Annotated in this window: 13 protein-coding genes and 1 pseudogene; 11 read left to right on the top strand and 3 right to left on the bottom strand. The window is 68.2% G+C overall.

Annotated elements, in window-relative coordinates:
* Nucleotides 1-5 precede the first annotated feature (5 nt).
* From N177_RS17725 to rpmG, 4 genes are all read left to right on the top strand, one after another.
* Nucleotides 6-470 carry a DUF983 domain-containing protein gene (locus N177_RS17725; RefSeq protein WP_023433782.1) on the top strand — a complete coding sequence of 155 codons (465 nt, stop codon included), beginning with the start codon at nucleotides 6-8 and terminating at the stop codon, nucleotides 468-470.
* The gene (locus N177_RS17720) at nucleotides 452-1,210 is read left to right on the top strand and encodes an NUDIX hydrolase (protein ID WP_051402443.1); all 759 of its coding nucleotides are present in this window, start codon (nucleotides 452-454) and stop codon (nucleotides 1,208-1,210) included. The genes N177_RS17725 and N177_RS17720 overlap by 19 nt, the downstream gene beginning before the upstream one ends.
* Nucleotides 1,211-1,304: 94 nt before the next feature.
* Nucleotides 1,305-2,501 carry an MFS transporter gene (locus tag N177_RS17715; RefSeq protein ID WP_023433780.1) on the top strand — a complete coding sequence of 399 codons (1,197 nt, stop codon included), beginning with the start codon at nucleotides 1,305-1,307 and terminating at the stop codon, nucleotides 2,499-2,501.
* Between the two features lie 102 nt (nucleotides 2,502-2,603).
* On the top strand, nucleotides 2,604-2,771 hold the full coding sequence (rpmG, locus tag N177_RS17710; RefSeq protein ID WP_023433779.1) for a 50S ribosomal protein L33: 168 nt from the start codon (nucleotides 2,604-2,606) through the stop codon (nucleotides 2,769-2,771).
* 442 nt (nucleotides 2,772-3,213) lie between these two features.
* On the opposite strand, the gene N177_RS17705 is transcribed toward rpmG, so the two are convergent.
* Complete coding sequence (locus N177_RS17705; protein ID WP_023433778.1) at nucleotides 3,214-4,581, bottom strand: PleD family two-component system response regulator; 1,368 nt, start codon at nucleotides 4,579-4,581, stop codon at nucleotides 3,214-3,216.
* On the bottom strand, nucleotides 4,578-4,958 hold the full coding sequence (locus N177_RS17700) for a response regulator (RefSeq protein WP_040485985.1): 381 nt from the start codon (nucleotides 4,956-4,958) through the stop codon (nucleotides 4,578-4,580). The genes N177_RS17705 and N177_RS17700 overlap by 4 nt, the downstream gene beginning before the upstream one ends.
* Before the next feature lie 91 nt (nucleotides 4,959-5,049).
* Between N177_RS17700 and N177_RS17695 the strand changes: the two genes are divergently transcribed.
* The 3 genes and pseudogenes from N177_RS17695 to N177_RS17685 all read left to right on the top strand — a co-directional run bounded on the left by N177_RS17695 (nucleotide 5,050) and on the right by N177_RS17685 (nucleotide 7,656).
* Nucleotides 5,050-5,370 (top strand): DUF3572 domain-containing protein, encoded by a 321-nt coding sequence (locus N177_RS17695; RefSeq protein ID WP_023433776.1) that lies wholly within the window; start codon nucleotides 5,050-5,052, stop codon nucleotides 5,368-5,370.
* Nucleotides 5,371-5,427: 57 nt separating this feature from the next.
* Nucleotides 5,428-6,342: an ROK family protein gene (locus N177_RS17690; protein WP_023433775.1), complete on the top strand. Its 915-nt coding sequence runs from the start codon at nucleotides 5,428-5,430 to the stop codon at nucleotides 6,340-6,342.
* Between the two features lie 26 nt (nucleotides 6,343-6,368).
* Nucleotides 6,369-7,656 (top strand): annotated as a pseudogene (locus N177_RS17685) (DNA polymerase IV).
* A gap of 13 nt (nucleotides 7,657-7,669) precedes the next feature.
* Here the strand turns inward: N177_RS17685 and N177_RS17680 are convergent.
* Complete coding sequence (locus N177_RS17680) at nucleotides 7,670-8,512, bottom strand: cell envelope integrity EipB family protein (protein WP_160170943.1); 843 nt, start codon at nucleotides 8,510-8,512, stop codon at nucleotides 7,670-7,672.
* A gap of 135 nt (nucleotides 8,513-8,647) precedes the next feature.
* Here N177_RS17680 and N177_RS17675 point away from each other — a divergent pair, with 135 nt between their 5' ends.
* Genes N177_RS17675 through N177_RS17660 form a run of 4 tightly spaced genes read left to right on the top strand, consistent with a single transcriptional unit; the run spans nucleotide 8,648 to nucleotide 11,591 of the window.
* Nucleotides 8,648-9,112, top strand: coding sequence for a RidA family protein (locus N177_RS17675; RefSeq protein WP_023433771.1), 465 nt, complete (start codon nucleotides 8,648-8,650; stop codon nucleotides 9,110-9,112).
* A 5-nt stretch (nucleotides 9,113-9,117) separates the two neighbouring features.
* Nucleotides 9,118-9,861 (top strand): glycerophosphodiester phosphodiesterase family protein, encoded by a 744-nt coding sequence (locus tag N177_RS17670; protein WP_023433770.1) that lies wholly within the window; start codon nucleotides 9,118-9,120, stop codon nucleotides 9,859-9,861.
* 31 nt (nucleotides 9,862-9,892) lie between these two features.
* Nucleotides 9,893-11,110 (top strand): GNAT family N-acetyltransferase, encoded by a 1,218-nt coding sequence (locus N177_RS17665; RefSeq protein WP_040485984.1) that lies wholly within the window; start codon nucleotides 9,893-9,895, stop codon nucleotides 11,108-11,110.
* 58 nt (nucleotides 11,111-11,168) lie between these two features.
* The gene (locus N177_RS17660) at nucleotides 11,169-11,591 is read left to right on the top strand and encodes an HIT family protein (RefSeq protein ID WP_023433768.1); all 423 of its coding nucleotides are present in this window, start codon (nucleotides 11,169-11,171) and stop codon (nucleotides 11,589-11,591) included.
* Nucleotides 11,592-11,594 lie beyond the last annotated feature (3 nt).

Genomic DNA, 11,594 nt, shown 5'->3' with positions numbered 1-11,594 from the left:
ACGCGATGACGGATAAGCCCATCACCTGGCAGAGGGACGCGGACGAGCTGCCGCTGCGGAAGCTCGCGCCGGCCATGCGCCGCGGCATGAAGGGGCGCTGCCCCTCCTGCGGTGAAGGAAAGCTCTTCCGCAGCTACCTGAAGACGGTGGATGCCTGCGCTCATTGCGGAGAGGAGATCCACCACCACCGGGCCGACGACGCACCGCCCTATTTCACCATCGCGATCGTCGCCCACATCGTCGTGCCGCTTCTCCTGATCGTCGAGCGGGGCTGGGCGCCGGACCTCTGGATCCACTCGGCGATCTTCCTGCCGATGACGATTCTCCTCTGCCTGCTCTTCCTGCCGCCGGTCAAGGGCGCCCTGATCGGCCTCCAGTGGGCCTATTACATGCACGGCTTCGATCCCCGCTCCGGCGGGGCGGAAGACTGGGACGGCGTCGGCTTCGTGTCATGGACGCCGCCTCGGTGAACGACCACCCGCGCGGCTTCGCGGCCGACGAACACGACGCCCCGGTCGCACCCAACAGGCGCCCCCGCGACAGCGCGTCGCTCGCCGTATGCAGGCGCGAAGGCGGGCACTGGCACGTGCTCATGGGCGTGCGGAGCAAACGGCACGTGTTCTTCCCGAGCGCGCTCGCATTTCCGGGCGGGGCGGTCGACCCGACGGATTTCGCCGTCCCGGCCGCCGGTCATCTCGATCCGGCCGTTGAGCGCCTTCTCACCCTTCGCACCCGGCAGCCGATGTCGCCCCGCCGCCCGCACGCCATCGCGTGTGCCGCGATCCGCGAGCTCTTCGAGGAGACCGGGATCATCGTCGGCGGCGCGGCCCCTGCCTCCGCCACGCCCCCTCGCGGCTGGGAGGCGTTCTTCGGCCACGGGTTCGCGCCCGATCTCTCGGGCCTCTCGCTCTTCATGCGGGCGATCACGCCGCCACGCCAGACGCGCCGCTTCGACAACCGCTTCTTCGCCGTTGGGGCCGATCGCATCGCCCATGCCCTGCCGCCGGAGGACTGCCCCACTGCGGAGCTGGAGGAGCGCCGCTACCTGCCGATCGACGGGGCGCTCGGCATGGAGATGCCGGGGGTGACGCGCGTCGCGCTGACGGTGCTGCGCGAACGGCTCGGGGCCCCGGGCGGGCTTCGCTCCCATCGACCCGTCCTGTTCCGCCGGACCGTGCGGGGCAAGCACGTGGCCGAAGAGATCTCCTGACGGCTGAGAGCGGCCCCTCGGCGCTGCCGCAGGAGCTTGCCGAAGCCTCAGCCCCGTGGCACAGGGAGCCCTCGGACGGTGGAGGTTCAGTGTCTTGAAGGGTGAGTTCGGCGTCGCGGTCGAACGGAGGTCCGCGGCGGACGAGAGCGCCATGCGGCGGCGCGGGATCATCGCCGCCATCATCTGCATATCGGTCGTCGGCTTCGGCCTCAGCCTCTCCGGGCCGCTCCTGTCGCTGCTTCTGGAGAGCCGCGGCATCTCGAGCACCATGATCGGCGTGAACACGGCGGTGGCGGGCTTCGCCTCCCTCGTCACGGCGCCGCTCGTGCCCCGCCTCGTCCGCCGTCTCGGCACGAAGCGCCTCATCTACGTCGCGCTGGCGAACGGCGCGGTTACCTTCTCCCTGTTCCCGGTCAGCGACTTCTGGCTGTGGTTCCCGCTCCGCTTCCTCTTCACGAGCTCCGTCACGATCCTCTTCATCGTGAGCGAGTTCTGGATCGCGACCGCCGCGCCCGAAGGCCGCCGCGGCTTCGTGATGGGGATCTATGCGACGGTCCTCTCCTTCGGATTCGCGGTCGGACCGGGGGCGCTGGCGGTCTTCGGGAGCGAGAACCCGATCCTCTTCGTCCTCGTGCCCGCGACCTTTCTCGCCGCAGCACTTCCGGTCGCCTTCGGCCGCGCCGTGGCTCCCGCCGTCGATCGCGCCCAGAGCTTTCGATTTCTGGCGCTCCTCTTCGTCGCGCCGTCGGCGACGCTCGCCGCGCTCGTCTTCGGCGCGTTCGAACAGACGACCTTTTCGCTCACGGCCCTCTACGGCCTGCGCAATGGCCTCGGCGAAGGCGCGGCCGCGATGCTCATCTCCGTGGTCGGCATCGGGAACATGCTGTTCCAGATCCCGATCGGGCTCGCGGCCGACCGGCTGAACCGCACCCTGGCGCTGGCGGTCTGCGCGCTCGCCGGGCTGATCGGCGCCCTGCTCCTGCCCTTCGTCGTCGGCTCCCTCTGGCTCGTTCTGCCGCTGGTCTTCATCTGGGGCGGGCTGACGGGCGGGCTCTACACGATCGGGCTGACCCATCTGGCTGCACGATTCTCCGGCGCCGATCTGGCGGCGGCGAACTCGCTCTTCGTGATGCTCTACTCGTTCGGCATGCTCGTCGGCCCGATCAGCGCGGGCGCGGCCATGGACGTCTGGGATCCCCACGGCTTCGCCTGGGTGATGGCGAGCCTGTTCGGTCTCTACATGCTCGTCCCCTTCACCCGCTTCGTCTCGTCTTTCGTGCGTCGGGGCTGACAGGGATTCCTTGACAAACGGCGGCCGGCGGGTAGTTTCTCGGCAACGACTGCGCCCGCTCTCGCGCGCGACGCCACACCCAACTGACAGGACGATTTCGACATGGCCAAGCCGACAACGGTCAAGATCCGGCTCGTGAGCACCGCCGACACGGGCTATTTCTACGTCACCAAGAAGAACTCGCGCACGATGACCGAGAAGATGACGGTCAAGAAGTACGACCCGGTCGCGCGCAAGCACGTCGAGTTCAAGGAAGCGAAGATCAAGTAGCTTCCTGCCGACGCACCAGCGTTCTGGAAGGGCATCGCCAAGGCGGTGCCCTTTTTCTTTGCGCGCATTGTCGCAGGCGGGACGATATTGCGGATCGTTCGCAAAGAAAAAAGGAGCCGGTCGGGGACACCGACCGGCTCCTGCAAGGAGGTCAGGAACCGTTAGTCTGAGGTGGCCGACCGAAGACGACCTATACGAGGAGGCCACTCTAGCCGCCTCCGGCCGGCCGAACCCTACGGACCCAGGAGATGCGGCGGACCTGAGCACTCCGCAGGGTTAGCTCTTACCGGTCGGGCACCGCCGCTTGACCCCGACCGAAATCCACGGTTGTGAGATTATCCTCACGCCCGAGAGAATCAATCCAAATTTAAGGATTACCGCTTTTAATCAAGCGTTAAGGTAAAGATTTATGACAGGAAGGTCGAACGCGATCACGAACGCGTCAGGCGGCCTCCGACACCACCCGGTTCCGACCGTGCCGCTTGGCGCTGTAGACCGCCTGGTCGGCGCGCTTCAGGATCGACGCGCCATCTTCGCTGCTCCGCTCCAGCGCCGCGACCCCCACGCTCACCGTGATTTCGAGCTTCCGGCCACCGACGAGGAACGGCTGCGTGCCGATCCGCTGGCGGATCCGCTCGCCGACGAGGAGCGCCTGGGGCAGCTCGGTCTCCGGCATCACCACGACGAATTCCTCTCCGCCGAGCCGGCAGCACAGGTCGATACCGCGAATCGCCTTGCGCAGCCGCATCGAGAACTCGCGGAGCACCTCGTCCCCGACATCGTGGCCGTACTCGTCGTTTACGGCCTTGAAGTAGTCGATATCGAGCACGAGCACCGAGAGGCTGCGCCCCCGGTCCTTCGCCTGGCCGATGAGGGTGGCCAGGTGGCTTTCCATGTAGCGCCGGTTGTGCAGGCCCGTCAGCGGGTCGGTGAGGGCCATCGCGACGGTCATCTGGACGTTGTCGCGCAGCCTGTCGGCGAACCGCTTGCGGCGCACCTGCGTCGCCACCCTGGCCACGAGCTCGTTGTAGTCGATCGGCCGAGTGATGTAGTCGTTCACACCGAGATCGAGCCCGCGCATCAGGCGCGCATCGTCGTCGGGACTGGAGATCATCAGGATCGGGATGTTGCGGGTGCGCTCGAGCGAGCGGATCTGCGAACAGAGCCGCAACCCGTCGAAATCGTCGAAGTCCAGGCTGATCAGGGCAACGTCGAAGCCGCCGTCGGCGATCCGGAAGAGCGCCTCGCGCGGGTCGGCCTCGACCTCGACGTGATGGCGCGGCTCGAGCGCGGCCAGGATGCGCTCGGAGGAGTTGCGTCGGCCGTCGACGAGGAGCACCCGGGCTCCGTCGGAATGAACCGCCAGCGGCATCACCGCCTGCTCATCCATGCCCATGCCGCGGCTCGTCGTCGCCCGCATCCGCAGCTCGTCGGTGAGGAACTTGAGCCGCACGAGGCTCTTCACGCGGGCAAGGAGCGCGATGTCGTTCACCGGTTTCGTCAGGAAATCGTCCGCCCCGGCCTCGAGGCCGCGCACCCGGTCCTCCTGCGCGTCGAGGGCCGTCACGATCACGACCGGAATGTGGAAGGTCGCGGGGTTCTCCTTGATGCGGCGGCAGACCTCGAAACCGTCCATGCCGGGCATCATGATGTCGAGGAGGACGATGTCGCACTCGCCGCGCTCGATGATCTCCAGGGCGTCCGGCCCGTTGAAGGCGGTGACCACCTCGAAATACTCGGCGCTCAGCCGAGCCTCGAGGAGCCTGACATTCGCCGGAATGTCATCGACCACCAGCACGCGCGCAGTCATCTGCCAGCCTCTTCGCCAAGGTAATAGCGGACGGTCTCCAGGAACTTCGTCACCGAGATAGGCTTGGAGATATAGGCCTCGCAGCCTCCGGAGCGGATCCGCTCCTCGTCGCCCTTCATGGCGAAGGCGGTGACGGCGACGACGGGTATGCGGTGGAGGTCCTCGTCCTCCTTCAGCCAGCGGGTCACGTCGAGGCCCGAGATCTCCGGAAGCTGGATGTCCATCAGGATCAGGTCCGGCCTGTGCTGGCGCGCGAGATCCATCACCTCGCTCCCGCTCCGGGTCTGGACGGTCGTGTAGCCGTTGGCCATGAGGAGGTCGTTGAAGAGCTTCATATTGAGCTCGTTGTCCTCCACGATCATAACTGTCTTGGTCATTATGGCTGGCCTTGGGCCTTCTGAACGGCTTCCGTTGGGAGGGCTCGCGATCCGCGCCAAATGCCCTTGCGTCCTGCTCGAGAACCTAGAAGTGAAAACTTACAGAAAAGCAAATTCGATCGCAGACTCGCAGGGGTCCGGGCCCGATCGGGAGGCCGAGGAGATCGGCCTTCTGGCGTTCGCGTTCCTCGCGCGCGACCAGGAGCGCATCTTGCGTTTCCTCAGGCTCACGGGAATCGAGCCGGAGGCGATCAGGGAGGTGGCCGGCGAGCCGGGATTCCTTCGGGCCGTGCTCGACCACGTGATGGCCGACGAAGCGCTCCTCCTCGTCTTCTGCGAGGAGGAGAGGATCGATCCGATCCGGCTCCCCGTTCTGAGACAGCGCCTCGCCGCCCGGGGCGGCGGAGCCTGAGCCGCGCACCGGGATCGACGCCCCCACCACAGCGAGTTTCCAGGGAGTGATCGGAACATGGAGCTGAAACCGGGCTGCCGCGTCGGCATCGACATGGGCGGCACGAAGATCGCCGGCGTCATGCTCGGAGCCGACGACGAGATCCTGTCGGAGTTCCGCGCCCCCACGCCCCGCGACCACTACGAGCAGACGGTCGAGACGATCGCCATCGTGATCGCCGAGGTCGAGCGTATGGCAGGCGCCTCCGGGACGGTCGGGATCGGCATGCCGGGGTCCCTCTCGCCCGTCTCCGGCCTCGTGCAGAACTCGAACTCGGTCTGGCTGAACCAGAAGCCCCTGGCCCAGGACGCGGAGCGGGTGATCGGCCGGCCGCTGCGCTTCTCGAACGACGCGAACTGCTTCGCCCTTTCGGAGGCCGTCGACGGTGCCGCGGCCGGTGCGCGCGGCGTCTTCGGCGTCATTCTGGGCACAGGCTGCGGCGGCGGCCTCGTGTTCAACGGGCAAATCGTCGAGGGGCCCAATCGCTGCGGCGGCGAATGGGGCCACACGCCCCTGCCCTGGCCCTCCGAAGACGAGTTTCCGGGCCCGACCTGCTGGTGCGGCAGGCCCGGCTGCATGGAATTGTGGCTCTCCGGCACGGGCCTCGCGCTCGACCACCTGAACCGCACCGGCGAGAACCTCCCCGCCATCGAGGTCGCCCGCAAGGCTCCGACCGACGCGGCCGCCCGCGCGACGCTCGACCGCCACGTCTCCAGGCTCGCCCGCGGCCTTTCGATGATGACGAACATTTTCGACCCTGACATGATCGTCCTCGGAGGCGGCCTCTCGCAGATGCCGCATCTCTACGAGGAGGTGCCGCCCCTCATGGAGAAGTGGGTGTTCGCCGACGAGCCGAAGGTCAGGATCGTGCCGCCACGCTACGGCGACGCCAGCGGCGTTCGCGGCGCCGCGCGGCTGTGGGAGAAGACTTGACCCAGGGCGACACGGTCGGCGCGGCCCTGCCGGGCCTGTGCCTCGACTGCGCGTCCGATCCGGGAGCGGGCGCTCGCTGCCGAAGCTGCGGCAGCCCCCGCCTCGTCCGCCATGCCGAGCTGAACGAGCTGTCGGTCGCGCATCTCGACTGCGACGCCTTCTACGCCGCGATCGAGAAGCGCGACGATCCGTCGCTCGCCGACCGGCCGCTGATCATCGGCGGCGGCCGCCGCGGCGTCGTCTCCACCGCCTGCTACATCGCGAGGATCCGCGGCGTCCGCTCGGCGATGCCCATGTTCCAGGCGATGAAGCTCTGCCCGGATGCCGTCGTCCTGCCGCCGGACATGAGGAAATACGCCGAAGTGGGCCGGCAGATCCGCGCGATGATGCTGGAGCTCACGCCGCTCGTCGAGCCGCTCTCGATCGACGAAGCGTTCATGGACCTGTCGGGCACGCAGTCCCTCCACCGGGCGCCCCCAGCCCGGACGCTGGCACGGCTCATCCTCAGGCTCGACCGGGAGGTCGGCATCTCCGCCTCGATCGGCCTCGCGCCGAACAAGTTCCTTGCGAAGATGGCCTCCGACCTCGACAAGCCGCGCGGCTTCTCGGTCGTCGGGCGGGCGGAGGCGCGGTCCTTCCTCGCCGCGCGGCCCGTCTCCGCGATCTGGGGTGTCGGGCCGTCGCTGCACAACCGCCTCTTGGCCGACGGCCTGCGCACGATCGCGGACCTGCAGCGTGCCGACCGGGGCGATCTCGCCCGGCGCTACGGCGCGAATGGGCTTGCGCCTCGCTGAACTTTCGCACGGAGAGGACCGGCGGCGCGTCACGCCGGACAGGCCAGCCAAGAGCATCTCCAGCGAGACGACCTTCGAGGAGGACGTGGCGGACGTGCAGCTTCTCATGCAGACGCTCTGGCGTCTCTGCGAGAAGGTCTCCGCGCGCCTCAAGGCTGCCGGCCTGTCGGGTCGAAGCGTCACGCTGAAGCTGAAGACGCCCGACTTCCGCACGATCACGCGGTCGCATCGCCTCGACAACCCGACGCGGCTCGCCCATCGGCTCTTCGAGGAGGGCTGCCGCATGCTGCTCGCGGAGGCCGACGGGCGCCGGGCGTTCCGCCTTCTCGGCATCGGCGCGACCGACCTCGTGACGGGAGACCGCGCCGATCTGCCGGATCTCCTCGACCAGCGGCCGGTGAAGCTCGGCGCCGCCGAAGCCGCCATAGACCGCCTGCGCGAGCGCTTCGGCAGCGACCTCGTGCAGCGGGGCATCGCCTTCGTCCCGCGGCCGCGCAAGCGCGAGACTCAGGGCGAGTGAACATCATCGTGATCTAGAGGTCGCAGTCCGGCGCATCGCCCAATTCGAGGCTCGCAAGTCGGCCCGACAGCACGAAGTCGCCATAGTCGAGCCGGATCGACCGGCTGATGCCGTTCGCGAACAGGTCGTAGGTGAATTCGTAGGCCGGAAGGTAAGGGTCCTCGGAGGTCGGGTCGAAATAGGCGATGGTGACGGGCCAGCTCGTCCATCGGGACATCGCCGACCCCGCATTGCCCTGCAGATCTCTCGGCTGATCCTCCGGCATGGGCGACTTCTTCCGGCCGATCGTCGTCGTCGTGTCGTAGGCGAAGTGCCCCGACTCCGACCCGTCATAGACCTGGGAGACGACGATCCTGCGCCCTTCGAGCGCCGCCTCGAGGATCATCACCATGTGTTGCGACGGGAAGGCGACGTCCGCAGGAAGGGCGAAGCTCTCGCCGTCGGGCCGTTCCAGCTCCACTGCAACCCCCTCGCCCGTTCGGCGCGCCACCCCTTCCGTCTCCTCGAGGAGCTCGTCGCCCGTGTAGCGCTCGGAATGGAAGGAGAAGCGCCGCCCGTCGGCCGATTCGGACGTCGTGGAACGGGTGTCGGTGACGGCCGCGCCGGTCTCGCCCGAGACCTCTCCGAGAAACCGCGTCTCCGTCTCGTATCCGGCGCAGGACGACCCGGCGATCCTGAAAACCAGCCGCCCCCGGAAATCCTCCACACCGGAGGCCGCGGTCGAGCGCTCGAGCCCCACATCGTAGACCGCCAGGTGCGGTGCGAGCTCCACTTCGACGGAAGATGCCGCCGCGGCCGGCACGGCAAGAAACACGGCGAGACAGGAGGCGGCGGCCGACTTGGCTGAGCTGATCATCGATCCCACGTCGTTCGGGTTCCGGGCGACCATCGCACGTTCCGCCGCCGCGCGCGACGCCGGAGAAGGCGACTTGCCATCCCGCCATCGAAGAAGGCACAAACGGGCTCGACCTTGTCCGACCGGAGAGAAACCATGCCGTCCGCCATCGAACAACGCCTGCAGGAACTGGGAATCGAGCTCCCCACCCCGGCCGCACCCGCGGCGAACTACGTGCCCTTCGTCAAGAGCGGCAACCTGCTCTTCATCTCGGGCCAGGTCCCGATGGGCAGGAACGGGATCGAGTTCGTGGGCAAGCTGGGCGCCGGCATGGAGGTCGAGGAGGGCCAGCGCGCGGCACGCCTCTGCGCGATCAACCTGCTCGCCCAGGCCAAGGCGGCGGCGGGCAGCCTCGATCAGGTTTTGCGCTGCGTGAAGCTGACCGGCTTCGTCAATTCCGCTCCCGATTTCGGCGACCAGCCGAAGGTCGTCAACGGCGCCTCCGACCTGATGGTCGACGTGCTGGGCGAGGCCGGCCGCCACTCCCGCTCCGCCGTCGGCGTCGCCGCACTGCCCTTCGGCGTGGCGGTCGAGGTCGAGGGCATCTTCGAGATCGAGTGAGCTCGATGCCGGCGCCCGGCTGGCTGACGGAACGCCCGGTGGCACACCGGGGGCTGCACGACCGGGCGCGCGGCATCGTCGAGAACACGGCGAGCGCGGTCGAGGCCGCGATCGCCGGTGGCTTCGCCATCGAAGTCGACGTCCAGGAAGCGGCGGACGGGACCCCCGTCGTCTTCCACGACGACACGCTCGAGCGACTGACACACGCCAGCGGCCCGGTTGCGGCACTCGATCCGTCCGAGCTCAAGGCCGCGGTCTTCCGGGAGACCGCCGACCGGATACAGACACTCGACGAGTTGCTGGAACAGGTGGACGACCGGGCTCCGCTCGTCATCGAGATCAAGACCGACTTCACCGGCAAGGCCGCCTACAGCGCGCGCGTGGCCGAACGCGTCGCCCGCTATCGCGGGCGGGCCGCCCTCATGTCCTTCGATCCGGGTGCGGTCACCGCCGTCCGCCTGGCTGCGCCGGCGGTCCTGCGCGGCATCACGGCTGAGGGCTACCGCACGTGGAAGCCCAGGAACACCTCGCGGGGCGGCCGGGCGGCGATGCGCTATCTCGCCCATGCGGTCCGGTCACGGCCACATTTCGTAGCATATTCGGTCGACGACCTTCCGGCTCTCGCGCCCACGGTGATGCGCCGCCTCTTCGGGATCCCCTTGCTGACATGGACGGTGAGGACCGAGGAGCAACGCATGCGGGCGGCGGAGCACGCCGACCAGATGATCTTCGAGGGGTTCGTGCCCTGACCGGGCGGCCGGCCCCGCAGCAATAGGGACGATGAGGCCCGTGGATCAGGACACGATCGAGATCCGCGTCGAGGACCGGCTTTCGGCCCTGGACCCGGCGGAATGGGATGCCTGCGCCTTCGGCGAGCCGGTGACGCCGGGCTTCGAGGACGCGTCCGGCCTGAAGGCCGAGACGCACAACCCCTTCGTCAGCCACGCCTTCCTCTCCTCCCTCGAGGAGAGCGGCTGCGTGCGCGCCGAGACGGGCTGGCTGCCCCAGCACCTGACGATCCGGCGCGAGGGGCGGCTCGTCGCCGCGATGCCCGCCTACCTGAAGAGCCACAGCCAGGGCGAATACGTGTTCGACTATGGCTGGGCCGACGCGTTCGAGCGGGCGGGCGGGCGCTATTACCCGAAGCTCCAGATCTCGGTCCCCTTCACGCCGGTGCCGGGCCCTCGCCTGCTCGTGCGCGCGGGCGAGGACACCGAGAGGCTGAAGCAGGCGCTGGTTGCCGGCGCGACGGAGCTCTGCCGTCGCCACGACATCTCCTCGGCGCACTGGACCTTCCTTTCGGCTCCGGACCGGGAAGTGCTCTCGCGTCTCGGCATGCTCCAGCGCACGGACCAGCAGTTTCACTGGCGGAACAACGGCTATGGGAGCTTCGACGATTTTCTCGGCGCCCTCGCCTCGCGCAAGCGCAAGGCGATCCGCAAGGAGCGGCGGGAGGCACACGAAGCGGGCATCGAGATCGAACGGGTCACCGGCTCCGACCTCACGGAGGGCCACTGGGACGCGTTCTACGCGTTCTACATGGACACCGGCTCGCGCAAATGGGGGCGGCCGTACCTGAACCGACGCTTCTTCAGCCTGATCGGCGAGCGCATGACCGACCGGATCCTGCTCGTCATGGCGAAACGGGAGGGCGACTACATCGCCGGTGCCCTCAACCTCGTCGGCGACAGCGCGCTTTACGGCCGGAACTGGGGCTGCATCGAGGACCACCCGTTCCTGCATTTCGAGGTCTGCTACTACCAGGCGATCGAGTTCGCGATCGAGCGCGGCCTCTCCTGGGTCGAGGCCGGCGCGCAGGGGCAGCACAAGCTCGCGCGCGGCTACGTGCCGGTGACCACGCACTCGGCGCACCACATCGCCCACCCCGGACTGCGGCGCGCCGTCGCCGACTATCTCGAGAACGAGCGCCTCTATGTCGAGGAGGAAGGCCGCGCCCTCGCCGAACACGCACCCTACCGTCGCGGCGGCCCCGCTTGACGCCCCCGCGCCGCTCTGAGAGCTAGAAGGCTTGGAACGAACTGCCGGGAGAGTTCGAATGGCGGCCTATGACGACCAGAACGTCTTCGCGAAGATCCTGCGGGGCGAGATACCCTGCAGCCGGATCTACGAGGACGACCAGACGCTCGCCTTCATGGACATCATGCCGCGTGGGGACGGGCACTGCCTCGTCATCCCGAAGGCGCCGTCGCGCAACCTCCTCGACATCGACCCGCAAGATCTCGCGGCCGTCATCGGGACGGTGCAGAAGGTCGCGCGGGCGGCGATGGAGGCGATGCGGGCCGACGGCGTCATGATCCAGCAGTTCAGCGAGCCGGCGAGCGGCCAGGTGGTCTACCACACCCATTTCCACATCCTGCCGCGCTTCGAGGGTGTGGAGCTGAAGCCGCCGGGCCAGATGGGCGACATGGACGAGATCGCCCGTCACGGCGACCGCATCCGGGCGGCGCTCGAAGGCTGAGCG

This window comes from Lutibaculum baratangense AMV1, from assembly GCF_000496075.1.
Taxonomy (GTDB): Bacteria; Pseudomonadota; Alphaproteobacteria; order Rhizobiales; family Tepidamorphaceae; genus Lutibaculum; species Lutibaculum baratangense.
The sequence above is the reverse complement of the archived record's forward strand: the minus strand, read 5'-3'. Positions and strand labels throughout refer to the sequence as shown.